23 protein-coding genes are annotated in these 25,269 nt (G+C 53.7%); 10 read left to right on the top strand and 13 right to left on the bottom strand.

Annotated elements, in window-relative coordinates:
- Nucleotides 1-141: 141 nt before the first annotated feature.
- Nucleotides 142-639, top strand: coding sequence for a tetratricopeptide repeat protein (locus RHM69_RS21005; protein ID WP_019821370.1), 498 nt, complete (start codon nucleotides 142-144; stop codon nucleotides 637-639).
- 76 nt (nucleotides 640-715) lie between these two features.
- On the opposite strand, the gene znuA is transcribed toward RHM69_RS21005, so the two are convergent.
- Both znuA and RHM69_RS21015 read right to left on the bottom strand, forming a co-directional pair.
- On the bottom strand, nucleotides 716-1,705 hold the full coding sequence (gene znuA / locus RHM69_RS21010; RefSeq protein WP_019821367.1) for a zinc ABC transporter substrate-binding protein ZnuA: 990 nt from the start codon (nucleotides 1,703-1,705) through the stop codon (nucleotides 716-718).
- A 242-nt stretch (nucleotides 1,706-1,947) separates the two neighbouring features.
- Nucleotides 1,948-3,258 (bottom strand): MFS transporter, encoded by a 1,311-nt coding sequence (locus tag RHM69_RS21015; RefSeq protein WP_019821365.1) that lies wholly within the window; start codon nucleotides 3,256-3,258, stop codon nucleotides 1,948-1,950.
- Nucleotides 3,259-3,544: 286 nt separating this feature from the next.
- On the opposite strand from RHM69_RS21015, the gene RHM69_RS21020 reads away from it, so the two are divergent.
- A complete protein-coding gene (locus tag RHM69_RS21020; RefSeq protein ID WP_094030665.1) occupies nucleotides 3,545-3,676 on the top strand; it encodes a YHYH domain-containing protein in 132 nt (43 codons plus the stop codon).
- Nucleotides 3,677-3,724: 48 nt separating this feature from the next.
- Here the strand turns inward: RHM69_RS21020 and RHM69_RS21025 are convergent, their stop codons facing one another.
- From RHM69_RS21025 to RHM69_RS21035, 3 genes are all read right to left on the bottom strand, one after another.
- Nucleotides 3,725-4,177 carry a chromate resistance protein ChrB domain-containing protein gene (locus RHM69_RS21025; RefSeq protein ID WP_019821364.1) on the bottom strand — a complete coding sequence of 151 codons (453 nt, stop codon included), beginning with the start codon at nucleotides 4,175-4,177 and terminating at the stop codon, nucleotides 3,725-3,727.
- Nucleotides 4,178-4,260: 83 nt separating this feature from the next.
- On the bottom strand, nucleotides 4,261-5,619 hold the full coding sequence (gene chrA, locus RHM69_RS21030; protein WP_019821362.1) for a chromate efflux transporter: 1,359 nt from the start codon (nucleotides 5,617-5,619) through the stop codon (nucleotides 4,261-4,263).
- On the bottom strand, nucleotides 5,612-6,556 hold the full coding sequence (locus RHM69_RS21035) for a chromate resistance protein ChrB domain-containing protein (RefSeq protein ID WP_024078242.1): 945 nt from the start codon (nucleotides 6,554-6,556) through the stop codon (nucleotides 5,612-5,614). Before RHM69_RS21035 ends, chrA begins: the two co-directional genes overlap by 8 nt.
- Before the next feature lie 411 nt (nucleotides 6,557-6,967).
- On the opposite strand from RHM69_RS21035, the gene RHM69_RS21040 reads away from it, so the two are divergent.
- Nucleotides 6,968-7,168 (top strand): heavy-metal-associated domain-containing protein, encoded by a 201-nt coding sequence (locus tag RHM69_RS21040; RefSeq protein ID WP_019821359.1) that lies wholly within the window; start codon nucleotides 6,968-6,970, stop codon nucleotides 7,166-7,168.
- 118 nt (nucleotides 7,169-7,286) lie between these two features.
- Here the strand turns inward: RHM69_RS21040 and flgB are convergent, their stop codons facing one another.
- Nucleotides 7,287-7,700 carry a flagellar basal body rod protein FlgB gene (flgB, locus tag RHM69_RS21045; RefSeq protein WP_019821357.1) on the bottom strand — a complete coding sequence of 138 codons (414 nt, stop codon included), beginning with the start codon at nucleotides 7,698-7,700 and terminating at the stop codon, nucleotides 7,287-7,289.
- Nucleotides 7,701-8,084: 384 nt separating this feature from the next.
- Here flgB and RHM69_RS21050 point away from each other — a divergent pair, with 384 nt between their 5' ends.
- The 6 genes from RHM69_RS21050 to RHM69_RS21075 all read left to right on the top strand — a co-directional run bounded on the left by RHM69_RS21050 (nucleotide 8,085) and on the right by RHM69_RS21075 (nucleotide 12,974).
- Nucleotides 8,085-8,291 carry a co-regulatory protein PtrA N-terminal domain-containing protein gene (locus tag RHM69_RS21050; RefSeq protein ID WP_019821356.1) on the top strand — a complete coding sequence of 69 codons (207 nt, stop codon included), beginning with the start codon at nucleotides 8,085-8,087 and terminating at the stop codon, nucleotides 8,289-8,291.
- Nucleotides 8,292-8,508: 217 nt separating this feature from the next.
- Complete coding sequence (locus tag RHM69_RS21055) at nucleotides 8,509-10,485, top strand: copper resistance system multicopper oxidase (RefSeq protein WP_024078243.1); 1,977 nt, start codon at nucleotides 8,509-8,511, stop codon at nucleotides 10,483-10,485.
- Nucleotides 10,486-10,497: 12 nt separating this feature from the next.
- Entirely contained in the window at nucleotides 10,498-10,746 is a 249-nt protein-coding gene (locus tag RHM69_RS21060) for a hypothetical protein (protein ID WP_154502361.1), read from the top strand.
- The gene (locus tag RHM69_RS21065) at nucleotides 10,718-11,692 is read left to right on the top strand and encodes a copper resistance protein B (protein ID WP_019821351.1); all 975 of its coding nucleotides are present in this window, start codon (nucleotides 10,718-10,720) and stop codon (nucleotides 11,690-11,692) included. Before RHM69_RS21060 ends, RHM69_RS21065 begins: the two co-directional genes overlap by 29 nt.
- A 9-nt stretch (nucleotides 11,693-11,701) precedes the next feature.
- Nucleotides 11,702-12,517: a c-type cytochrome gene (locus tag RHM69_RS21070; RefSeq protein ID WP_024078244.1), complete on the top strand. Its 816-nt coding sequence runs from the start codon at nucleotides 11,702-11,704 to the stop codon at nucleotides 12,515-12,517.
- Nucleotides 12,507-12,974: a DUF411 domain-containing protein gene (locus RHM69_RS21075; protein ID WP_024078245.1), complete on the top strand. Its 468-nt coding sequence runs from the start codon at nucleotides 12,507-12,509 to the stop codon at nucleotides 12,972-12,974. The genes RHM69_RS21070 and RHM69_RS21075 overlap by 11 nt, the downstream gene beginning before the upstream one ends.
- Before the next feature lie 305 nt (nucleotides 12,975-13,279).
- Here RHM69_RS21075 and RHM69_RS21080 read toward each other — a convergent pair whose 3' ends face one another.
- Nucleotides 13,280-13,612 (bottom strand): DUF2790 domain-containing protein, encoded by a 333-nt coding sequence (locus RHM69_RS21080; RefSeq protein ID WP_032874284.1) that lies wholly within the window; start codon nucleotides 13,610-13,612, stop codon nucleotides 13,280-13,282.
- A gap of 190 nt (nucleotides 13,613-13,802) precedes the next feature.
- Here RHM69_RS21080 and RHM69_RS21085 point away from each other — a divergent pair, with 190 nt between their 5' ends.
- Nucleotides 13,803-14,783, top strand: a complete 981-nt coding sequence (locus RHM69_RS21085; RefSeq protein WP_010466230.1) for an IS5-like element IS1384 family transposase — start codon at nucleotides 13,803-13,805, stop codon at nucleotides 14,781-14,783.
- A gap of 211 nt (nucleotides 14,784-14,994) precedes the next feature.
- On the opposite strand, the gene RHM69_RS21090 is transcribed toward RHM69_RS21085, so the two are convergent.
- The 6 genes from RHM69_RS21090 to glmS form a co-directional block, all read right to left on the bottom strand.
- Nucleotides 14,995-16,626 carry a TnsD family Tn7-like transposition protein gene (locus RHM69_RS21090; protein ID WP_158080547.1) on the bottom strand — a complete coding sequence of 544 codons (1,632 nt, stop codon included), beginning with the start codon at nucleotides 16,624-16,626 and terminating at the stop codon, nucleotides 14,995-14,997.
- A 361-nt stretch (nucleotides 16,627-16,987) separates the two neighbouring features.
- Nucleotides 16,988-18,655 carry a TnsD family Tn7-like transposition protein gene (locus tag RHM69_RS21095; RefSeq protein WP_069556941.1) on the bottom strand — a complete coding sequence of 556 codons (1,668 nt, stop codon included), beginning with the start codon at nucleotides 18,653-18,655 and terminating at the stop codon, nucleotides 16,988-16,990.
- A 17-nt stretch (nucleotides 18,656-18,672) separates the two neighbouring features.
- Nucleotides 18,673-20,133, bottom strand: a complete 1,461-nt coding sequence (locus RHM69_RS21100; protein WP_019816907.1) for an ATP-binding protein — start codon at nucleotides 20,131-20,133, stop codon at nucleotides 18,673-18,675.
- Entirely contained in the window at nucleotides 20,130-22,298 is a 2,169-nt protein-coding gene (locus RHM69_RS21105) for a Mu transposase C-terminal domain-containing protein (protein ID WP_045061251.1), read from the bottom strand. Before RHM69_RS21105 ends, RHM69_RS21100 begins: the two co-directional genes overlap by 4 nt.
- The gene (locus tag RHM69_RS21110; protein WP_045061250.1) at nucleotides 22,295-23,149 is read right to left on the bottom strand and encodes a TnsA endonuclease N-terminal domain-containing protein; all 855 of its coding nucleotides are present in this window, start codon (nucleotides 23,147-23,149) and stop codon (nucleotides 22,295-22,297) included. The genes RHM69_RS21105 and RHM69_RS21110 overlap by 4 nt, the downstream gene beginning before the upstream one ends.
- A gap of 284 nt (nucleotides 23,150-23,433) precedes the next feature.
- Nucleotides 23,434-25,266 carry a glutamine--fructose-6-phosphate transaminase (isomerizing) gene (gene glmS, locus RHM69_RS21115; RefSeq protein WP_322255315.1) on the bottom strand — a complete coding sequence of 611 codons (1,833 nt, stop codon included), beginning with the start codon at nucleotides 25,264-25,266 and terminating at the stop codon, nucleotides 23,434-23,436.
- Nucleotides 25,267-25,269 lie beyond the last annotated feature (3 nt).

Here is a 25,269-nt window from a genome sequence, read left to right on the forward strand (position 1 = left end):
TCTTCAATTTCACTCGCTCGCGGTAGAGGAGGCCACGCCAGCACATCCCTTAAGTAGGTATACGGATCATGGCTTAAAGGTGACGGGTGGATTCTTTGCTAGGATTATCGATAGTGCTCCAAGACAAAATCAGGATTCGCCATGCACGCCCGCCATGTACCAGTTTACCTTGTGCTGCTTGGTGTTCTGAACACGGTCTATGCAGGTTTCGATGAAGGTTTCTCGGCTTTTCAGCGAGGAGATTTCACCGCCGCTTTACGTGAATGGCGACCTTTAGCTGAACAGGGCAACGCTGCCGCACAATCCAACCTCGGAATGATGTACGTCCAGGGCAAAGGCGTGCCGCAGGACTTCAAGGAGGCCATCAAGTGGTATCGCCTCGCTGCCGAGCAGGGGGCAGCCCTCGCTCGATCCAACCTCGGAGTGCTATACGCCAATGGTTATGGGGTGCCGCAGAATCACGTGGTAGCTTATGCGCTCTTTAGCCTGGCGGCCGCGAGCGCTCCTGACAGCATTGCGTTAGAAGAGCGCGATAGGATTACCGCTTCAATGACGCCACAAGAGATTGAGGCCGCGCAGAAGCTGACGCAGGACATGTCTGGCAATCCCATCAAAGCCATAGATGCGTATCTTCACTGAAAAGGCGATGACCTATGGCCCGAAATATTGTGCCGATCATCATCCAGTTCGGCTCAATCGTATGCATAATTCCATTTCAAAGTTGATCAAGACACCCAGCAAGACCATCGCTGAGATTCATCAGCAATTGCTCGTAGTTGTTGGACAAGGGTTTTAGACCAAAGCCCAGCGCATCTAGTTCGGCAAAATGCACTGGCAGGCCATCGCTCAAGGTTTGCGCCAGACGTGGACGCATGGGTGGTTCGCTAAATATACAGGTAGGTCCAGCAGCCTTGAGGCGCTCTCGCATCTCTGCGACGTGGCGTGCACCAGGCGGGACCTCGGCGTTGATTGCGAAAACTCCAGTGTGCTGCAATCCGTAGGCCTCCTCAAAGTAGTCGAAAGCCTGGTGGAAGACGAAGAACGGTTTGCCTTCCAGCGGCTTGAGGCGCGCTTTTAGTTTGATATCGAGGGTTTTTAAGCGTTGCTCGAAGGCATCCAGATTTGCTTGGTAGCGAGCGGCATTGCCTGGATCGACAAGAGCCAGATCCGAAGCCATGTGTTTGGCGATCAACCGTGCATTCTCAGGTCTCAGCCAGAGGTGGGCATCCAGTGCACCGGGTCGATGAAGTTGGTCATGATTATCGACCTGCAATTCTGTTGCCTGCTCTTTTGCATCATGCCCCTCAGATTGATCTCCGACAGGCTCGTCGTCATGTCGATGCTCCTCGCCAAAATGCCTTAGGTGCAGCCCCTGCATGTCCTGCACAGCCACGCTCTTGCCCTTTCGGCCCTCAAGTACGGTAGGCAGAAAGCCCTCCAAGTCTGGCCCGATCCAGTAAACCAGGTCTGCTTCTTTTACCTGACGCAAGTCCGAAGGACGTAACGTGTAATGGTGAGGTGAAGCACCGGCTGGTAGTAACACATCAGGTGTCCCGACACCGTCCTGCACGGCCGCAGCAATGAGTTGCAGCGGTTTGATGCTGGTTAGAACACGGGGTTCGGCGAAGGCCGAGGCGGCCACCAACCAAGTCAGGGTCACGGCGGGCAAAAGGGAAGAGAGGCGAGGCAAGGCGGCATCACTCATTGATTTTTATAGTTACATAATAACATACCGATCAGCCGGCATGTTCAAGTCGATCCGTGAATTCTGGATTGAGCGATGGAGTGCATATCTGCCGTTGCTTTGCAGCACGCAGTACTCCCACGGCAGTGCTTCGAGGAACCGGCCTGCTCCAGGCTGACTTTCAGGGCGAGCTGGTCTCTTCAGATTTTGGCGGCCAATCATGCAGTTTGCCTGGAGCAGCCTTAAAGCAGGTGTTGACGCGGTTACCTATTCGGCCAGCGACGATGTTGATCATCAATGACATATGGATGTTCATGATCGGTGCCGCTGTGTCCGTCCAGGTGAGTATGGTCATCCGACAGATTCTCATGGCTGTGCCTGATACTCTCTTGATCATGGGCCGGACGCCAGATCACGATGCTGACCGCCAATGCGCTACCTGCCACGACAACGAGCCCAACAAACGAGGCCGTGAGGCTGATGTTGGCACCCAGCCATCCCGCCAATGGGTAGGTAATCAACCAGCAGGCATGGGATAGCGCAAATTGGGCGGCAAACAACGCCGGGCGATCTTCGGCATGTGCAGAGCGACGCAACAGTCGACCGCTCGGAGTCTGGGCCAAGGAGTAGCCCACCCCAAGCACCATCCACAGCGGCAGCAGAAAGTTGTAGGTGGTCAGGTTGATGCCAACCGCTAAGCCTGCGACCAATATGCCTCCGCCAAACAGCATGGCCGTTCGGTCTTTGATGTTTTTCAACAATCGAGGCAAGACCAGGGCAGCGACCATCGAGCCGCCACCAAACGCAGCCAGCGCTAATGCCGTAGAACTCTGAGGCAGAGCGAAGCGCGACTGCACCAGCACTACGGTGTTGACGATGACCATTGCACTAGCAGCCGCTACCGTCAGATTGAGAGCCAGCAGCCCCCGCAAGCGAGGAGTGGCCAGGAATATGCGCAGGCCACGAGTGGTTCGTTCGTAGATGCTGCGTCGTGGCGTCGGTTTCGCCTTTGGCAGGAGTACTGTGGCGACCAAGGCCGCTGAGGCAAGGAACCCGATGACGGTGCCGGCGAACAGGTTATGGAAGCTGATCACGGTCAGCAACGCGGCGGCGAGCATTGGGCTGGCGACACTTTCAAGATCGTAGGCGAGACGTGATAGCGACAAGGCGCGGGTGTAATCGTCCTCATCCGGCAGTATGTCTGGAATGGTCGCCTGGAACGTCGGAGTGAACGCTGCCGAGGCGGACTGAAGGACGAAAATCAGCACATAGATTTGCCAGACTTCGGTCACGAACGGCAACGCCAGTGCAACCACGGCACGTATCAAATCCAGCGAGACCAGCATCGCTCGACGGGGTAGGCGTTCTGCAAAAGCGGCGGCAATCGGCGCCACGCCGATGTAGGCCGTCATTTTAATCGCCAAGGCTGTACCGAGGACGGCGCCCGCTTGGGCGCCCGCAAGATCGAATGCCAGTAGCCCCAGCGCGACGGTGGCGAGTCCAGTCCCTACGAGCGCGATTACTTGGGCGAGAAAGAGATGACGGTAGGTGCGGTTGGCTAGGATTTTCAGCATGAGAAATCTCACATGGAGAGGCGTGTGACCACTAGATTGTCGAGCATTTCTCGAAGAAAGAGAGCAACGAGTTTCTCGTTTATAGATGTTCTTATATCCTCCCTAGGGGGATATCACAACATCCTAAACTAGAGGCGGGGACAGCTCAAGAAATAGGCACTCAGCCTTTCATCGAATGTCAGGGAAACAGCGAGGAAGTTGCTTGCTCGATGAAGGCAATTGGCCATACTCTGCAAGGCGTGAGAGGTCTCACGAGTATAAAAACATGAGCATGGAGCAAGCCCTGATGAAACTGTCTGCCCTTTTGATCGCCGCTTTACTTTCGATTTCGTCCGCTGCTGCCTTCGCGCATAGTGGTGGTACTGATTCAAAAGGTTGCCATCGCAACCATAAAACGAACGACTACCACTGCCACTAAACGGCAAAAGCCCAGCGCTAGGCTGGGCTTCAGTGCGAGCTGGTCTCTTTACATTTGAGGAGGCCAGTTGTGCGATTCACCTTGGCATTCCTTGCACCAGGCATAAAGCGCGTCGTACAGGATCAGTCCATGCGAAAGCATTTCATGATCATCGGAATATCGCTGCGACAGCCCCAGTGAGATGGCGTACAGCCCAGCCGATTGTGGCGTCAGATCCAGACGAGAGGTATCTGCTCCCCGCACGATCTTCGCGAGCTGCTGCAAGGCGGGCTCATTGAGCTGGTACTTCTTCACAAACGCGTCGAAGCTGCACAACTCACCCTCATGGGTAAGCTCTACGCCCGGAATGTCGTAGGGTGTCGCATCTTTCTCAGCTGCAATCCGCAGCACATCACCGCTGGGTACGTACAAGAACTCGGCCTGTGGATCGATAAAGCGAGTGATCAGCCAAGGACAAGCAACCCGATCGATCTTGGGTCGTTCACGGGTAATCCACCTCATGGAACACCTCCTGCCTAGCTCAATAGGCTGGGTGGTCAGGCGAGCCCAATGCCCGCCAAAGATTGCTAATCAATTCATGCTTTCTAGCGCAGCAAATGCACAGCCAACCCGACGAGCGCGCAGGCCATCAGTACCTGAATGACGCCTCGCTTGAAGCGGAACAAGGCAATCGCCGCAGCAATCGCGATCAACGCGGAGGGCCAGTCCAGGTTACCGCTGAAGCCTTTCGGCCAAAGTACGTGATAGCCGAAGAAACACGCCAGATTGAGGATAACTCCCACCACCGCCGCCGTAATGGCGGTAAGGGGTGCCGTGAACTTGAGTTCGTTGTGGGTCGACTCCACCAGCGGGCCACCCGCGAGGATGAACAGGAACGATGGTAGAAAGGTGAACCAGGTCACTAGGGCGGCGGCCACAGCTCCCGCCAGAAATACTTGATCGGCACCGAATACTTGCAAGACATAGGCCCCGACAAAGCCGACGAAAGCCACCACCATGATCAGCGGCCCTGGCGTGGTTTCCCCCAGAGCCAGCCCGTCGATCATCTGCGTCGGGGTTAGCCAGCCATAGTGACCGACCGCGCCTTGGTAGACGTATGGGAGCACTGCGTAGGCTCCGCCAAAGGTCAGTAATGCCGCCTTGGTAAAGAACCAGCTCATCTGGGTCAAGGTTCCTTCCCAACCAAAGAGGGCGGTCAAAATCCCCATCGGCAAAGCCCATAGCACGGCGCCGATCAGTGCGAGCGATGCCAATTTCAACCAGCTGAACCGGGCATGTTCCGGGGACGGAGTGTCGTCATCGATCAAGGCTGGGCCGAAGGACTTTTTGGCGGCGCTATGCCCCCCAGCTCTGAACTTCTCGGGAGCCAGGCGACCTCCGACATAGCCGATTAACGCGGCCCCCAAGACGATCAGCGGGAACGGAACATTGAATGCAAAGATCGCGGTAAATGAAGCCGCCGCTATTGCCCACAGCCAATTGTTCTTCAATGCCCGAGAGCCGATTCTATGTGCCGCCTGCACCACGATGGCCGTTACGGCGGGTTTGATCCCATAGAAAAGTCCGGCCACCGCGGGGACATCGCCAAAGGCGATATACATCCACGAAAGAGCGATCAGGATGAAAAGTGAGGGCAGTACAAACAAAGCACCCGCAATAACTCCGCCCCAGGTTCGATGCATTAGCCAGCCAATGTAGGTTGCTAACTGCTGAGCTTCAGGCCCAGGCAACAACATGCAGTAATTGAGGGCATGCAGGAATCTGCGCTCGGAAATCCAGCGTCGCCGTTCCACCAGCTCCTGGTGCATGATCGAGATCTGTCCGGCTGGCCCGCCGAAACTGATGAAGCCGAGCTTCAGCCAGAACCAGAACGCCTCACGCAGACTAATCGGTTCAGGCCTCGACATATCCTCTTCAACCTCTGGTGCCAAAACCTTACTCATTGGGTTGCTCCTCTTTCACGAACCCGGCGAGCAGGCCATCGAAGATGGCACTTGCAGCTGCCAGCAGATGGTCGTCATGGGTAATGGTTTCACGTAGCCCTGCCAGCACCCGTTCGATACCGGCAGCCTCCACCGGCTGGATACCTCCGATATCGAGGTAGTGCACCAATGCGGCGATACGGTTTAGGCCGGGCTCTTGAAGCTCAAAACTGGCTTGTAGGGTTTCGAAGGTGACGCGGTTACCAACATGGCTGAAGGTTGCGTCATCGAAATCAAAACCCAGGGCACCGACTGGACAGTCCTGTGGCGTGTTCAGCCAGAGGATCTGAGCTTGCGCGTCAATGAAGCGACGAATGAGCCAGGCACACGCCAGTCGGTCGACCCAGGGACGCTTGCGTGTTGCCCAGACGCGTCCCTGATAATCATCAACATAGAGTGTCGTTATTGTTTGGTTGCTGCTGTGTGGCTCATCCGGAGACAGGGCCCTGCTAACCGCTGTCTCTAGCTCCTGCAAAGCCAAATTAATTTGCTGCTTCGGCTTACCTGGAAAGTAATCGATGTTGACCAGTTGTTCGTAGGCTTTGCGCAGCTTGCGAATCTGCTTGGTGGTGGCCAGTGCGTTCTCAGCATTGAGCTGTGCACGGCATGCTTCGATCTCAGTGCGTAGCTTGGTGTAGTCCTCGCTACGGTCGAACAGCTCGACAAAGCGCTCACCGTGAGAATCGACGACGGGCAAGACGTAAGCGGTGCCGTTGATGGCCAGGATGTCGCGTTCGACAGACGCTAACGCTTCACGACAGACACCGGTATCAGGCAGCAGGTAAGCACCATCGCGCAAAACTGCCGCACCTGAAGCTTTCAAAGCGCGCCAAGCCCGCATGCGTTCGGTGGCATTAGCGGTGGGTAAGCCAAGAATCAGAGTCAGCCAATTTTTCATGTAGAGATAGCTATTTAATATGTAGTCAGTATTACATTACTCCTAATCTTGGCGTTTGGAAAGCCGCCCTATAGAGCTAGGGTTTTGGCGAGACCAACTGGAGAAGGGGTTGCGAAGGCAGGGTTAATAGGTGCTGTGCGTGTTGGCCTGTCAGTCAGGCTTTCAAGCTTCAGACGTTCGTGATGAGCGTCCGGTTTTGGCCGTTCTCTGCCGGTCATGGCCAAGAAGCGTACTGGTCGAATCCGATGCAAATGGCTGGTTAGGTCAAATGCAAAAGGGTGGTCCAGACTGTGCAATTACCCATGAATGACGCTCACAACCCGAAACAGATAACTATTGACCTTGCCATCGTGTCAACGTTGATGCTGTCGGTGCGGTGAAAAGAGACCGCTCAGCACGAGAGGAATAACCATGTTCGTCTTAGATGTATCAGGCATTGGTTGCGGCAGTTGCGTCAGCAAAATTACCAAAGCGATTCAGTCACTGGACAACGAAGCTACGGTTTCCGTGGATCGGTCAGCCGGTAAGGTGAGTGTTGAAAGCAGCGAAAGCCCAGAGCAGATTCGTAAAGCTGTCGAGGCGTTAGGTTTTCCTTCTCAGATCAGCGCTTGAATGCTGACACCTGCCCCTAGTCAGAGCCCCGTATGCAGGGGGCTCCCCTTGGTGAACCCTCAGGGAGTACCGAAGCAGCCGCGTCGGCCACAATTACCGCTCGCAAGCCCTTGCGCTACTAATCACCTCGCAGAGCTTTGAGCAAACCTTTGAATGCTCCATTCAACCGAGTAAAAGCGGCGTCGAAACGTATTCCATTTTCTGTGTATTTTGCGACCTCGACCTGCTGATCGACAGTATTTTGATCAATGGCAGGTTGAGCTGGTGTGCTGTAAAGCAACGCACCTCCGTAAATATCACCTGCTGATTCTTTTTCGGTAACGTGTTTTACATTTGTTGTTTTCAAATAAAACGGAGTAGCAGGAGTTTCTGTTGTCTGGCTTGCAAGCACAGTAGAAAAATCTAAGTCTCGGGCCTTGAAGTTCGGCGTATCAGCGTTTGCGATATTGTTACTCAGGATCTCAGCTCTTTGACTACGATAAATTAACGCTCTTTCTGCGAAGCCAAGCGCTTTCTCAAAATTAATACTCACGCTAAATCACCCTCAGTAGCGCTACTATTTCCCATGAACATCGAACACTTAAGTGTTGACGCGGTGCATCCAGGTTCAGATATGCAGTTCCAGTAAAGAAACTAAAAAAACATCTTCCCCTTGAAAGTTAACGGAAACTTACAAAGTCACGCACCTCAAACTGATACTCAGTAAATAGCGGTGTGACGCTGGAAGATCGAGACCTTACGGATTAAATAGCGTGTTCCTCAAGAGAAATATCGCAACCTGACACAACTGTAATATTCACCTAAGGTTCCTGACAGGGGATGAGTCTTATAGTCCTATTGAGCCTTAAGCTCACCCCTAAGAATCATCACTTGATGTGGATTCGGGGGTTACCAATACTCATCCGAGGAAATTCAAATGAACCCCATCAAAACTTTGTTCGTCATCGCAGCCCTGACCGTCTCTTCTTTGGCAATGGCTGAAGGCGGTGGTGACCGGGCGTTCGCACGTATGGAAGCGGCTAGGAATAATTCAATGGAATCGTATCAAGTAGCCCAAAAGCAAAGCACCCAACCTCCCATCGCAGAAAGCCAAGCCAAATCGACGGACCACAAGAATTGCTGAATAGCTTGCTGCGCTCCCAAGCTGACAGAAATGTAATCACTGTGGTGGTTCAAATGTGGCAATTTCTGAGCTCGCTTGCCGTAAGAACTCGTTTTTAGTGACGGCGAGCGAGCTCATTCGGGCTCATTACACCCCCCGAGAGAGTGCCTTCACCTGTTTGAGCAACTCATTGGTTGTTTCGCACGGCTTCCCTTTTGACTGATCGGACATAAACGGCATGCATTCCAAAACCTCTAGGCGGACATTCGTTAAAGGCCTGGCCGCTGGTGGCATTCTCGGCGGCCTGGGTCTGTGGCGCACTCCTGTATGGGCAGTGACCAGTCCTGGTCTGCCGAGCGTTCTCACCGGTAACGAATTTGATCTGTTTATTGGTGAAACCCCTGTAAACATAACTGGCTCGCCGCGCACAGCCATGACCATCAATGGTTCGTTGCCCGGACCTTTGCTGCGCTGGCGCGAAGGCGAGACGGTCACACTGCGTGTGAAAAATCGCCTAGACCAAGACACCTCCATTCATTGGCACGGGATCATTCTGCCCGCCAATATGGACGGTGTACCGGGTTTGAGTTTCCATGGCATCGCGCCCGATGGCATGTACGAGTACAAATTCAAGGTGCATCAGAACGGTACGTACTGGTACCACAGCCACTCTGGTTTGCAGGAGCAGGCAGGCGTTTACGGTCCAATCGTCATCGACTCGAAAGAGCCTGAACCTTTTCAATACAACCGCGATTATGTGGTGATGTTGACTGACTGGACCGATGAAGATCCTAGTCGCGTCATGGCCAAGCTCAAGAAGCAATCGGACTACTACAATCACCACAAACGTACCGTGGGCGACTTTATCGACGACGTCAGCAAGCAAGGTTGGTCTGCTGCCGTGGCCGACCGGAAGATGTGGGCTGAAATGAAAATGAACCCCACTGATCTCGCAGACGTCAGTGGGGATACTTACACCTATCTCATGAATGGCCAGGCGCCTAACGGTAACTGGACCGGTATTTTCAAGCCGGGCGAGAAGCTGCGCCTGCGCTTTATCAACGGCTCAGCTATGAGCTATTTCGACGTCCGCATCCCTGGTTTGAAAATGACCGTTGTGGCGGCTGACGGCCAACATGTCGAACCAGTCAGCGTCGATGAATTCCGCATCGCCGTGGCAGAAACGTATGACGTGATCGTAGAACCTGCCAGCGAAGAAGCTTACACAATCTTCGCCCAGTCCATGGATAGAACCGGTTATGCACGTGGAACCTTGGCAGTTCGCGAAGGATTAAAGGCACAGGTACCTGCGATCGATCCTCGGCCGCTTTTGACCATGGATGACATGGGTATGGGCGGTATGGCGGGCATGGACCATGGCAGCATGGCTGGTATGGGCGGCGGCGATATGAAACAAGGTGACATGTCAGGCATGGCGGGCATGGACCACAGCAAAATGGCGGGAATGGACCAAAGTGACATGACCGGGATGACCGGCATGGACAGCGGTGACATGACTAACATGGCCGGTATGGACCACAGCAAGATGGCGGGAATGGACAAAGGCGACATGTCCAACATGGCCGGCATGGACCACAGCAAGATGGCGGGAATGGACAAAGGCGACATGTCCAACATGGCTGGCATGGACCACAGCAAGATGGCAGGGATGGGCGGTATGGGTGGCGAAATGCAAACTCACCCAGCGTCCGAAACCAACAACCCGTTGGTTGACATGCAAGCCATGAACCCAACGCCCAAGCTAAACGATCCAGGCATCGGGTTACGAAACAATGGTCGTCGAGTGCTCACCTACTCAGACCTGAAAAGCACCTTCCAAGACCCTGACGGTCGCGAGCCCAATCGCACCATTGAGCTTCATCTGACCGGTCACATGGAGAAGTTTTCGTGGTCCTTCAACGGCATCAAATTCTCTGACGCCGAGCCGCTTCGTCTGAAGTATGGGGAGCGTCTGCGTATCACCCTGGTGAACGACACCATGATGACCCACCCCATCCACCTTCACGGCATGTGGAGCGACCTTGAAGATGAGAACGGCAAGTTCATGGTGCGCAAGCACACAATCGACATGCCACCAGGTACCAAGCGCAGCTATCGAGTCACCGCCGATGCCTTAGGTCGCTGGGCCTATCACTGCCACCTGCTTTTCCATATGGAAATGGGCATGTTCCGTGAAGTACGGGTTGATGAGTAAAGGAGACGATCTGTGAGCACATACCTAAATCGTAAATCGCTGGTCGGTTGCCTCTTTGCCGTCGGCTTGATGGGTGGACTCTCGTCCGTGGCGCTGGCAGTCGAAGATAGTAGTGTTCATTCACCTGCTACTCCTGCGGAAGCAACGAGCAAGCCTCCAACTGCGACAAACGAGTCAAAGCCCGATCACGGGTCAATGGATCACAGCAAGATGAGCCATGAGTCGATGGATCATGACCAAAAAACCAAAAAGGCAGATTGAGATCATGACCAGTAAGTTTTTACGCCCAACGTTGATAGCACTGGCAGTCTCTACCAGTCCTGCTTTCTTTGTCGTGGTTCACGCCGCTGAAGAGATGGATCACTCCAAGATGGACCACGGCTCAATCGGAGCTATGGACCATAGCAAGATGGGGGCTATGGATCACAGCAAGATGAGTATGGATGACGGGCAAATGGACGGAATGGAAAGTATGGATGGAGGGGCGACTACCACCAGTCGAACCCCAGTCCCCGTACTTACCGACGCTGACCGTGCAGCCGCCTTTCCAGATGTCGCTGGTCATGGTGTCCACGACAAAAAACTAAATTCCTTCATGCTGCTGGATAAATTTGAGTACCAGGATGCTGACAACGGTAGTGCATTGGCCTGGGATGCAAAAGGATGGATCGGCGGTGACGTTGACCGACTGTGGTTGCGCTCGGAAGGCGAACGTACCAATGGCGTAACGGAAAACGCTGAACTCTCAGCACTTTGGGGGCACTCCATCGGTCCATGGTGGGATGTCGTCACCGGCGTACGACAAGACTTCAAACCCGGGTCACCACAAACTTGGGGAGCGCTCGGTATTCAGGGCATGGCCCTCTATAACTTTGAAGCCGAAGCGACCGCCTACATCGGTGAGAACGGTCAAACCGCTGCTCGATTGGAAGGCGACTACGACATTCTGCTGACCAATCGCCTGATCTTGCAGCCGACGGCCGAAGCCAATTTTTACGGAAAAAATGATCCCCAGCGCGGCATTGGGTCTGGATTGGCAAACACCGAAGTAGGGCTCCGATTGCGTTATGAGATTGTTCGCCAATTTGCCCCTTACATTGGTGTTAGCTGGAGCCGCTCCTACGGCAATACGGCAGATCTGGCCAGCGATGAAGGAGAGGATGCCAACGAGGCCCGGTTTGTCGCCGGTATTCGGATGTGGTTTTGAGGGCCTGACATGAAAAGAACATTGAAAACATTGACTGCTGCCGGGGTGGTTGCCGCAATAACAGGTGCCGGCGTGGTTTATTTTGGTGTGATCAATGTTGGGGCGGATGAACCACATTCCGATCCCGTTTACGCGCTACTTTCCACCGCTCGGGATCGCTCGATCGAAGTGCGCTCACGCGACATTAAAGTCCCCGACCTGAGCGAAGAAGCTCTCATCCGCGCAGGTGCTGGCAACTACAACTCTATGTGCATCGGTTGCCATCTGGCTCCGGGTATTGCAGGAACCGAGTTAAGTAATAGCCTTTACCCTGCACCTCCGAATCTTTCAAAACTGGGCGTTGATGGAAACCCTGCCGCAGCTTTCTGGATCATCAAGCATGGAATCAAATCCACAGGCATGCCCGCTTGGGGTAAAAGCATGGCCGATCCCTACATATGGGGAATGGTCGCTTTTCTCCAGCAACTGCCTTCATTGGATGCAGAGCAATACAAAGCTCTAGCAACCAGCAGCGGTGGTCATCAACACGGTGGCGGTGAGAGCAAAATGCATAACCATGAAGGCCAGCATGAGGGCCAAAAAGGCGTTGTCGCGGGGCATCATGACGCGAGTGCAGCCGAAGAGATAGCCGAAGCAGGCGACCATCATGGCGAGAGAAACAGCGCTCATGCCCATGAGGCGGCCGCAGCGCCTTCTCAGGATGAAAGTACCGAACACGCCCATCCTCAGGTTGTGGAGGCTTCACATGACGCCCCTGAAACTCCGGCCACTCAGCCAAAAACTCATACCCACGCTGATGGGAAGGAACATACCCATGCGAAATAACTTTCTTCGTCCCGGTCGGGCACTTCGCCTCGCTGCATTTGCGGCTCTGTTTATCAGTTCAGCTGGTCATGCAGCAGAGTCGCTGACGATCGACGTCCATCGTGACGCTAACTGTGGATGCTGCAAGAAGTGGATCCAGCACCTTGAAGCTAACGGCTTCACCGTCGTTGATCATGTAGAAACCAACATGAGCGCGGTCAAGCAGGATCTCGGTGTTGCTCCACGACTCTCGTCCTGCCACACAGCAATGATCAATGGAAAGTTTGTTGAAGGTCACGTGCCCGCCGAGCAAATCATTGCGATGAGCAAACGTGACGACCTTCTCGGGATCGCCGTTCCTGGCATGCCGGCCGGCTCCCCAGGAATGGAAGTGGACGGGAAACATGACGCTTATAAGGTAATCGGCTTGTCCAAAGCAGGCACAGACCACGTCATTGCTGAATACCCCGGAAACTGATCTTCTAATCTTGTTCCTGCATGGTCAGGGTCATGGCAGTGCAGAGGACATAGCTCATTTTGAACGTAAAAAAGGCGCCACTAGGGCGCCTAAACCGCCTCCCAAACCAAAGGAGAAACAAGGAGGCGGGATGTATCTGGTGGTTGAGCAATACTTCACTGCGCGTTAGAAACCTTTCAACTGACAGAGATGATTTCATAAAATGGATAACTTCAGCCTGTCCTGAAAATTACTTCTACGTCAGCGGGCAGTAAGCTTGTTCGGACAAACGGAAAATTATGTTGCGCTTAAATAATTTGCATGGTCTAGCTTCCATGTGGGCAGTTGTCGGCCATAACCTTATATTCCACGGTGTTAAGCTTGCCGGTAGAGTCTTCGTAGGTCATGCGCGAAGGAGCAATACCACAGGTTTTATTGGCTTGTGTGACACTGACGACCTTCTGGATATCGAGGTTCATACCATATTCATAATGAACAATTTCAGGAGGTGTCTTACCATTTCTTGAGGCGTATTGTTCCATTGCCTGTTGGTTCTCTTGCATCATTCGACCATAAACGCGGTCACCGCCTCCCTCAGCCATGGCCAAAGCAGATAAGGTCAAAATAGTAGCGGCAAAAAATCCTTTCATTGCTGTCATTGCTTTCATAATTATCTCCAGAGCTCAATTATTTCTGAGTTAAAGAGTAACAAGTGAAAGCTTTCAGAAAGCTGCCGCGAATGTTACTAATGTGAAAGGTGGACCCTGCTCCGCGTCTACGCTTAGGGAAACTCTGAAAAAGACTTTCTGATTTGGCAAAATACCGCGACCCCACCCACCGAGTTTCCCGATGAAGCAGATGACCTTCGCCGACGCCGAGTACGCTGGCAAGCGCAAGCAAACCCGCAAGGAGTTGTTCCTGATCGAGATGGATCGGGTGGTGCCGTGGAAGGGCTTGATTGCTTTGATCGAGCCACATTATCCGAAAGGTGAAGGTGGCCGTCCGGCCTACCCGTTGATGGCGATGCTGCGTGTGCATCTGCTGCAGAACTGGTTCGGCTACAGCGATCCAGCGATGGAGGAAGCGCTGTACGAAACCACGATCCTGCGCCAGTTTGCCGGGCTGAACCTGGAGCGCATCCCCGACGAAACCACCATTCTCAACTTCCGCCGCTTGCTGGAGAAACACGAGCTGGCGGCCGGCATCCTCGCTGTCATCAATGGCTATCTGGGCGACCGCGGCCTGTCGCTGCGCCAGGGCACCATCGTCGATGCAACGCTGATCAATGCGCCCAGTTCGACCAAGAACAAGGACGGCAAGCGCGACCCGGAAATGCACCAGACCAAGAAGGGAAACCAGTATTATTTTGGCATGAAGGCCCACATCGGCGCCGATGACGAATCGGGTCTGGTGCACAGCGTAGTGGGCACGGCGGCCAATGTGGCGGATGTCACCCAGGTGGACAAATTGCTGCATGGCGACGAAAACGTGGTCTGCGCCGATGCAGGCTACACCGGTGTCGAAAAGCGGCCCGAGCATGAAGGACGTGAAGTTATCTGGCAGGTGGCGGCACGCCGCAGCACCTACAAAAAACTCGATAAGCGCAGCGTGCTGTACAAAGCCAAGCGCAAGATTGAAAAGGCCAAGGCTCAGGTGCGCGCCAAGGTCGAGCATCCGTTCCGGGTAATCAAGCGCCAGTTCGGTTACACCAAGGTGCGCTTTCGCGGCTTGGCCAAAAACACGGCGCAACTGGTGACACTGTTCGCTCTGTCGAACCTGTGGATGGCGCGCCGACATTTACTGACGAATGCAGGAGAGGTGCGCCTGTAATGCGGGAAATGGCCACCGGAGTGGGGTCCGGGTGGCGAAAACGTAAGAAATACTCGTCGAATTGATTGTTTTTTGATCATTTGGCGAGTTTAAAAGTTGCGCTAGGTGGTATGCCGGGGAAATACATGGCTACTTCAGACCATCCTTAGGAGCCAGATGGGATTTTTATTATCACCTGAGGTTGGCAGACGCTGACGGAATACAGATGCCCTCAAAAGCTTATTGGAACCGGTGGTCCCTCCCAATTCCTCGATACGCCGGTAGATCTGAGCAAGGCCTCCGCGTCGACTCCGGTTCTTGCCAAGCTTTCCAGATCCCACTCGAAGAAACTGGAAAAAACCAGGAAAACCTTGCTTGCTACCGCTGAGGTCAATCTTACCGTCGAGTAATTCACCGGGAGCTTCATCCTGATGAGTTCAGAGACAGTCCACACCAAAGTTCTTAGACGGAAATGCCATACTGACTCTTGATGAATCTTGATCTGTTGATAAGTAAGGGGAAACTTCTGCTTGCGCAGATCCAGTTCATGAGGTAACGAACTTGGGAGCAGCGATTGCAAATTCCGAATGTTCACTCTCTTCGGATCTTTCGTAACTTTGTATAGCTCATCTACGCCCGCTTCGATAAGGGCTGCATACGCGCCGTCTCTAGAGTCGACAGACTTCTCGGCCGTAACTGCAACTTTTTTAGGTGCACGGAGTTTTGCCATTAACCATGCGTTATCATTTTCTAGAATCCATTGCGTAGGTTTGTACGCTTTCTTCCAGAGGTACTCGACATCGGCGTCGGCACGTAGCGCTAAAAGCAACTCAATTTTTTGGCGATATCTAGTTTTTTGGTTAGGATGCGATTCTTCGCCTTTGGGAACTCGCGGAGAAATAGAGGCACTCAGCAGGATAGACTCATTCTTCAGAGCCTCTTCAAAGTCATCTGCACTGGAAAACAAATGAAGAGCAATGATCAAATGCCGCGCGAGCGGCATATTTAGCTGACCTTTGTCTGATTTGAGCCGGATCCATTGCTCATGCTTCCCGGTGTTATAGGCTGGATCAATCTGCGACAAAAGCTCATCGCCGTAAGCGCTTTGGATGCTGTCGAATAGTTTTGCGATACCCGCATTTTTTCCGAAAATGAATCCGCGTTTCTTGCATTGGCGGACGTAGCACGAACTTAATACCGTACTGCCTATCGGAGGAATATTGCGTTGCAAGATATCGTGTGCGAACAGGGCGACTTTCTGTTCCAGATTTGAGCCCTTGTGAGTCGCTGCGCTGTTTAAGGGGCTCCAGCCGCACGCGCATGGCTCAGTCAGATTGGGAAGTAGCTTCAATTTTCGGTAGAACGGGCGAGAGCACTCGGGGCAGGCATGGATCAATGCGTCGCCATGACGCCAACAGACGGCAACACCGGGTATCTGGTGAGATCGATGCCAGTAGGCAGAACCCCGATCAATCAAATCCTCCTGAACGCAGGTAGGACAAAGCTTAGCCTTGCCATGGGTGGACTCTTCTCTGCGGGGCACCCGTACCACCCCGTCATAACCGAGCGGTCCTACGTTGTTCTCCGGACCCTGCTTAACCCCAAGAAAAGGTCGGTAAGCAGGAAAAGTCGTGTTGCTACTGATCAGCTCTGCGAGATTGCTCTCCGATTGCCCCGGCAGCCTGTGGGCGAGCCTCTCGATCTGCTTGGGTACGATGCCACCAATGCAAAAGGGTTTCGATGCGAACAAATCGCGGTAGGTTTCTGTCGCGGTTCTATTGCCTGACAGATAGTGATAGCGGGTGACACGAGAGTGCAGCATTTCATCCGGCATCGATACGGGGAAAAATAATAGATCAGACATCATTTACCGATTAAAGGTAGGGCTCGAAGAGAACGTGCATCCGAGGGCAGTATATATGCAACCCGTAAAATTCTGTATCCGGCCTGGATTTGGAAATGACACAGCCGCTCAACTTTGAATCGTAGTGAATTCATTTAAACCCTGCCGCGACCGTACTCCTTGAATACAACACACGTATCGATAACCCGCGTAGGTCAGCCCATGGCGATTGCTCGCAGGTTAGTACATTTTACTTGCTGATCGTGATCATGCGTATTCCGGACCTATTCTGGAAGGTGCAAATTTTCATTAACAGAAAAACAATGTGTTCACGGTGAATTAATTCAGAACGTTTTTTAGATGGAGGGAATGGCGGGCTGGATTACAGCGTGGGCCGAATGCTCGCGACCCGGTAGAGCGAAGAACGTGATACAGGCTTGCCCTCCGAGAGCAATTTGCGTCTAGCCCATCGCAGACGCCTATCGTGAAAGCCTTCGATTGATTCACATACTTTGTCGAGCATTGCTGCACAGAGAGGAAGCTTGCAGAGCTGCTTTTCGAAGCGAGACAGAACATGAAGCTCCCGGCCAATTCTGGTACGCGAGATGCGGACAGGCTTACCCGCAAGAGCATAAAGCGCTTCAGCACACTGACGGACTTCTTCGGCCAGTCTCGCATCGAGGGCAGCGAACATTTCGGCGCTATTTAGACGGGGCGTACGATGGGGGCTTGGGTTTACAGTTGACTCCGAAAGCCACTGCCTATCGTGGCGATACAGCCACGCATACCCCCTGCATGCATGTGCTTTGTAAAAGCGATAATCAGCCTCGAAAGCCGCGCGTCTTGCGCATAGCTCAATGTGAAATCGTGCCTCCCTCCAAGCACCTTGCCCGCCGGCTACATTTCGGATGTGACGATAGACATACGCCAATGAAACGCCTAGAACGGCAGCGATCTTTTTGGCATCAGCTCCCTCAAGAGCATGTTTCCACACAGCGGCTGACGAACAGTCCAGGCCTTCACCAGGCATCACCGGAGAAAGGCGCGTGTGAAGTCGAATGTGAGCTTTCGGACCACACGCCACCGCCTGTTTCATTGGGCGTTGACCATGCAGCAAGCTCACCATGTCAATGCCCAGAGCACCGGCCAATAAAATGTATTTGAGCGGATGGTGGGAGGTTATTGGCGTACGAAGCAGCTTCATGACCCATGAGGCGGGTGTACCTGCACGAACTTCTCCGAGTATAGAAAATTCCCATTCTCGCGGGAGTGCAGCAAAAAAATCGGCCATGTGCTGCGCCAGCATGTGCAGGTGCAAGCGATGGTTATCAGAGGCAAGGTTAAGCTGCGTTGCCCTTTGTAAAAGCGTGTAGCGCACCGCCTCCGCCGACAAAGCACTGACTTCAGACTCGATGACCTGAAGTGATCGCAACGCTATTTCGTGAAGCGGCGGCATGCGCAGCAACGGGGTATCGAGAAGTACCGTGTGTGCTTGCACATTCTCATCACTCGGCAGATTGAGTTGTCGAGAGCTACGGCTGGACCAGCGAGGATCAAGGATCCTAAGTGACGTGCCGTGATGCGGACATACCAGCACGCCTGGAAGCATGTGGACCCTGTGCCAGTAAGCAACTCCCCGTTGGGCCTGATCTTGGGCGATACATTCTGGGCATAACCGCACTCGGGAGGCGAATCCAATACGGCTCGCGTTGACGCCCAGCTTCAACATCAAGCCCTTCCCATCGGCAGTCATCAGCGTCCGAGCGTGTTCTACCTGGCTCATACTCAAAAACGGCGCATAGTAGGGTAATAGCGTGTGACGCATGAGGACCTCGGCTATCGATAGCTCGGTACCGCTGGGTAGCGCGTCGACAAACTCCCCTAAATGACTTGGGAATGCCACATTTTGCGAAAATGCTGCCGCCGATTTCAGTCCGGCAAATGCTGCTTGGCAATTACGAACACCGCAAAGACGGGCATAACGAGAAATCACGCTGTGCAGCGTCTCGTCGGGAAACGCGGCGGGGAAGAAATGGAGTTTAAGTTGCACTTCACCCCCCCTCCGACTCACGCTTTGTGATACATCGGTGAGAACTCAAACAGGTCCTCGTTGAGCCAGCCCGCAGCGCGCAGAGCGTCGAGGGGAGCGTCATGTTCGCTAAGCGCTTTAGCCTCTGAGTTTTCCACAGCAGTAGCAATCGGCGATGGGTGATCTTTCGCAAAAATGGTCGGAGATGGGTCTACCGGCTTCTCACGGGATACAACGCTTCGAAGCAAGGTGAGGCGATCCTCTCGTGCCAATCCATCGAAAACCATCATTTCGCTCAGCTGATCCTCAATCGGCAGCAAATCGTCAAACTGTCGCATCCGCTTCGGATCACGGCTACGCAGAGCTGAAAGGGCTGGCTTTAGAATCTGCATTTTTGAGTTGCTTACCTTCACCAGGATCTCGGCAGTCAAACACTCCGAGCCACTCTGGACCGCATAACGCTGACTCAATACCAGCAGCTTGACCAGGAAATCCGTGACGCCTTGAGTGTGCTCATACAGCGTGTCAAAAATCTCGTCGGTCAGCTCAGCCGTCTGTTTGCACCACTGATAGCTCCAGAGATTTTCGACCAACAACCGCCACTCCTCATCATCCTTTTCGAATCGTTTGAATTCGAGCGTACCAGCACCACAAACTCGGCGGGCAGTCCGCATGGCTTCTGAGAACAGGCTAATCGTCGAGTTCGTGCCACTGAAAACCACCGGGATACCGATGTTGTTTACCAAGTGCAGGAAAAAATTCAGCATGCTCTCCTTACCACCGGTTTTCGCCAGGTGGAGGTTTTGCAGCTCGTCGATCAACAAGGCGCCGATGAAAAACGTGCTGGCCACCTGCTCCATCTGTTGCAGCGCATCATTGATGTTTCGATGCCGGTAGCGCTTGTGGTAGTCCTTGTCTCCTAGAGCGTCTCCAACCGCATAAAAAAACTGCTGGCAAAATCCAGCCAGCGATCCATCCCGAGGGCAGTCAAGCTTCAGCCATGTGATTTGGGTATGAACAAACTGCTTTCCCTCATAGCGCTCATGACGGATTGTCTGTGGATAAAGGCTCAAGATGGCGTGGAGTGCCGTTGACTTGCCAATGCCGCTCAGGCCGACGACCGTAAACGTTTCTGCAGTGGACTTGAACGCATCGTGGTAACGCTGAGCTCCCGATAAAGAATGCAAATGCCGGACGGTAGCGGGCGACATCGGGTTACGCCCGACATACCCTCGACGGATGAGCAGTGAGAACAGGGCCTCCAGTTCCAGATGTAGCAAGAACGGCTGTACGACGGTTCTCAGCCTGTCGATACAGTGAATTCGAGTGGCTCCTTCGAGCGTCAGCTCTTTCGGATCCACCGGCTGAGGAAAGTTCGAAATCAGTTCAACAGCCGCCGCCTCCGACAATATCGGAGGCAAAGCTTCGATAAGCGGGTTACCCGCATACTCACTAATGTCCTGTCTGACGTAATTGGCAAACGTCTGTGCACCTTTCATTTTGCCTGTCCTGGCCGAATTCTTTTGAGCAAATCGATAACCTGAGCGGTGCGCTCACCGGCATATGAATCATGCGCTTTCTGTGTCGTTTCAGATTGAAGTGAAGCTGGCTCCACCCTGACGCCTTCAGGAACAACCGCATTTTCACGCTCGCGGAGACGTTCTTCTGCGCGGTTCTCGCGGATGTTTCCAGTGGCCTCTGCCTTAGTAGGCGGAGCAGGTTCCTGTTTTCGTTCTGCGAGCGCGTGACTGATGATCTGGTGGACCTGATCGCTAAGCTGCACACGGCTTTCCAGCTCAGCTCGACGGCGAGTAGGCGGTTTTTGGCGATAGGCTTCGAGCAGATCAAAAATCTCGTCCGAGCGATAATTCGCGTAACCGGCATCCGATCGTCGAAGATCACAACGGATAAACTGCTTGGCCTCTCCTTGAATCCAAATGTGTGCCGCAGAGTTCGGATCGAACCAACACTCTATTGACCAAACGCCCCCTTTGCGAGCCTTGGCAAACCAATCTTTCTCTATGGCCATATCACACACGTAGTGCATGCCGCGAAACATCACTCCGCCCTTTTGAACGGTCGCGCGCTCACGCGGTAAAAGGTGGAGATAAACCAGCTCGTCGGGACGTTTGTTGGATTCGATCAGGTCGTTGTCGCAGGCCCAATTCCATATACCGTTAGGCGTAGGTTCTACGCCGTCATTCATCATCGCTTGAGTCAGTCGGTCAGGCTGTCGATGGTGACGGTTATAGTGGAGCACGCAATTGATGAGGATTTGGGTGAACTCTTTGAGGTTCAGCGTGGCATCGAGCCGGTAATCTCGCTCGCCGCGCTCTTTGTCCCGCGCAGCTACCCCGCCAGGTAGCCACCTGATACCCGTCAAATCATTCAAAATGCCAAACCGACTTTCTACCATAGGCTTCCAATCAGGCCGATAAGGTGGGGCAGTGCCCATCTCAATTCCCAACCCTGAGGATAACCCCTCTGCTGCGAGTGACAGCATCTCTCCCCGGTCGGCGTAAATCTGGTGGGGCAGGTGGTGACAATTCCAATCATCTGCATTGATGTCAACGCCGTTCTGAGCGCAGAACTCGACTTTGGAGGTAAACGCGTTGAACAGCGCTTGTCTCGCCCCATTCCAACTAGGGCCCTCCAATCCTACATAGAGACCAGCAATTATTCCGGAGAAACTATCCACTACGATATAAACAACGGGCCGACCAATGAGCATCCGTCTAGAGTAGCTGTTGACCAAATAAATATCGGCAATCGTTGCGTCGATTTCGAACTGATGACAGGGTCCACGCAGCCAATCTCGAACGGTACCTGAAAGCGGACGGCAATCCTTTAACCACCTCCTCAACCCTTTACGGCCACGCTCGGTTTCAATCTCGTCGAAAAAAATCTGTCCCCAATATTGGAACTGCCTCAAGCTGGGGAGTTCTGAACCAGGCAACAAACGAAGCTCTTCTTCACTGTTTTTAGAGATGTCTCGAACAGAGTAGAATCGTCTCAACATTTCGTCATATGCGCTCGAAATAGATGATTTCTTATCTCTTACATAAAGAGCATATCCAACACGGATGCATCGTTTATCAACTGCACTGAGCATCTTGGAAGGCGAAGTAAGAACGCCTTGAAATTTAGGCTTTCGCCCTGGTGGCCTGCTCGGATCATATTTTCTATCGGCAACACCTACCGCCGTATAATTATTAAGCAATGAGTTGCGAACTTGACCATAAAACCAATATCGGTAAAGAAGCCGATAGATCGTTTTCCGCTGGATTCCGAGCTCTGACGCCCGTCTGCTAACAAGCCGGCCTAACTCACCTCGTACAAATATTTGTCCCGGGTATTCAGGATCTAATAGAGGGGCGATGACGGCCCACTTTTCGTCCCGGCCTTGCTTGGCTCTCTCATCCAACTGTTCCTCAAGCACAAGCATAAACTCGGGCGTGGTGATGGCTGCTGGTTTGGTGTGACCAGACGCTATCGAGCGACGCAGCTCATCCAGACCAACCGCGTACGGCTGCCGGGGTGGGTCAGCTAGATCCATCAAAACTGCTAAGTCATGCGTTTCATCCTGGTAAAGGAGCCTGGCTATCGTAGCAATGACCGACAGATCGGTTACAGGCTCGAAAACGTCATTAACGAGAACAGTCATGATAATTTCTCCTTCAACGATACTTGGACAGGGCCCGGTGAAACTTCGAAGCCAGGAACTAGACCAGTAAGGTGGAGAGGAGTGTTAACCAAATCGATTTTCAGTATCTTGTTCCAAACCAGATGAAAGAAAATTGCTTGAGCGTCTATATAGGAAATGGACAGAAGTGATGCTATTTTTCTTAGACAGGTGGCCAAGGTCCACGAATATTCCCGGCTGTTTACAAGGCACTCGATAAAACTCGAATGCAACGGCGCTTTCATTAAATCACGAGAGAGCTTCGAGTACCTCCTGATTAGTCCAAGATTTTTAATCAAATCTCGTGTAAAAAACTCGTCTGTTACGATTTTCCAATCAACACCTTGGCTTTCCCAAAAACGCTTTTCAATTTCAAGTTTTTCAAGCGTTCTTTTACTTCCATTGCCAATTAAATCGGAACGATACTTCACCGTCCTAGCTACCGATTTGAAGTTTCCGCTCGGGTCCTTAACAGTTAACAGGAAGTCTGTTGTCATCACATAAGGCAGTGTTGTTCTAGGGTATCTTGGATAGCGTACATCGATCGCCGACGCTATCGCTTGCGCACGCTCTGTGGGTAGTAAAGGGTATTGCTCCCGTATATCCACGACGTCTTCAGAAAATTCACACACAAGGAAGTACGAACGCTCGAGATCTGACAGGAGGTGATGAATCCTCTCGATCTTCACACCTTGGATCTTGTGCGAACGACCTATCGACGGGACATCTTGTACCCGCAGCCAAGGCACGTAGCTTGCCCCGGCGCCTTCGCCAAATCCATTTGCAATATGCCGTTCAATGTCTTGCTGTGATGCAAACTTACGACCTCGCAACCCACGCCTCCTCAGTCGATGCGGACCGCTTCACCTCACGCCGAGAAAAAGTCGTAGAAGGACATGACCGCCGTAGCGGCCATATTTCAAAGCGTTTTCTAGACTACACCCGCGGAGAGTTGAAGCGATGAATCCAGACCAAAGGGAAAGCCTGGAAAGGAAAAACCCCCATAGATACGGGGGTTTGGGCCTTGTGTCAATCTATGTTCATGAGTGTCAAACTTTATTGTTTTGTGTCAATCTTTATTGTTCAAAACCACCCCTTTTGGGTACGCCAGTGAGGCTTACTCCACCGTCACCGACTTCGCCAGGTTGCGCGGCTGGTCAACGTCGGTGCCCTTGAGCACGGCGACGTAGTACGACAGCAACTGCAGCGGGATGGTGTAGAGGATCGGCGACAGGGTGTCGTGGATGTGCGGCATGTTGATGACGTGGGTGCCTTCACCGTTGGTCATTCCGGCCTTCTCGTCAGCGAAGACGATCAGTTGGCCGCCACGGGCGCGTACTTCCTGCAGGTTGGACTTGAGCTTCTCCAGCAGTTCGTTGTTCGGCGCCACGGTGACCACTGGCATGTCGTCATCCACCAGGGCCAACGGGCCGTGCTTCAGCTCGCCGGCCGGGTAGGCTTCGGCGTGGATGTACGAGATTTCCTTGAGTTTCAGCGAGCCTTCCATCGCAACCGGGTACTGCGCACCACGGCCGAGGAACAGGGTGTGGTTCTTGTCGGCGAACAGCTCGGCGACTTTTTCCACGGTGCCGTCCATGGCCAAGGCTTCGCCCAGGCGGGTCGGCAGGCGGCGCAGTTCTTCCACCAGAGTGGCTTCGACACCGTCGGCGAGGGTGCCGCGTACTTGGCCCAGTGACAGGGTCAGCAGCAACAGGCCCACCAGTTGGGTGGTGAAAGCCTTTGTGGAGGCGACACCGATTTCACGACCGGCCTGGGTCAGCAGGGTCAGGTCGGATTCACGCACCAGGGAGCTGATGCTGACGTTGCAGATCGCCAGGCTGCAGAGGAAGCCCAGTTCCTTGGCGTTGCGCAGGGCGGCCAGGGTGTCGGCGGTTTCGCCGGACTGGGAAATGGTCACGAACAGGGTGTCGGGCTGCACCACCACCTTGCGATAGCGGAACTCGCTGGCGACTTCGACCTGGCATGGGATGCCGGCCAGTTCTTCCAACCAGTAACGCGCCACCATACCGGCGTGGTAGCTGGTGCCGCAGGCGACGATCTGCACATTGCGCACTTTGGCGAACAGTTCAGCGGCTTGCGGGCCGAAAGCATTCACCAACACTTGGTTCTGGCTCAGGCGACCTTCCAGGGTGCGCTGTACCACGGACGGCTGCTCGTGGATTTCCTTGAGCATGAAGTGGCGGAACTCGCCCTTGTCGGCGGCTTCGGCACCGTCGCGGTATTGCACGGCTTCACGTTCCACGGACTGACCGTTCACGTCCCAAATCTGCACGCTTTCACGGCGGATGTCGGCAATGTCGCCTTCTTCCAGGTACATGAAGCGGTCGGTCACTTGGCGCAGGGCCAGTTGGTCGGACGCAAGGAAGTTCTCACCCAGGCCCAGGCCAATTACCAATGGGCTACCGCTGCGGGCGGCCACGACGCGGTCAGGCTGGCTCGCGCTGATCACGGCCAGGCCGTAGGCGCCGTGCAGCTCTTTGACCGTGGCCTTGAGGGCGGTGGTCAGGTCGCTGTGGTCCTTGAGCTTGTGGTTGAGCAGGTGGGCGATCACTTCGGTGTCAGTGTCCGAGGTGAAGACGTAGCCCAGGCCCTTGAGTTGTTCACGCAGCACTTCATGGTTTTCGATGATGCCGTTGTGCACCACCGCCAGGTCGCCCGAGAAGTGCGGGTGAGCGTTACGCTCGCACGGAGCACCGTGGGTGGCCCAACGGGTGTGGGCGATCCCTAAGCGACCTACCAGTGGCTCACCGGCCAGGGCCTGGTCCAACTCGCTGACCTTGCCCGGGCGGCGCATGCGCTCCAGCTTGCCGGCGTTAGTGAAGACGGCCACACCGGCGCTATCGTAGCCGCGGTATTCGAGGCGCTTGAGGCCTTCGATCAGGATGGCAGTAACGTTACGTTCGGCGACTGCGCCAACAATTCCACACATGGT

The organism is Pseudomonas sp. CCI1.1, from assembly GCF_034348165.1.
Classification (GTDB): Bacteria; Pseudomonadota; Gammaproteobacteria; order Pseudomonadales; family Pseudomonadaceae; genus Aquipseudomonas; species Aquipseudomonas paracarnis.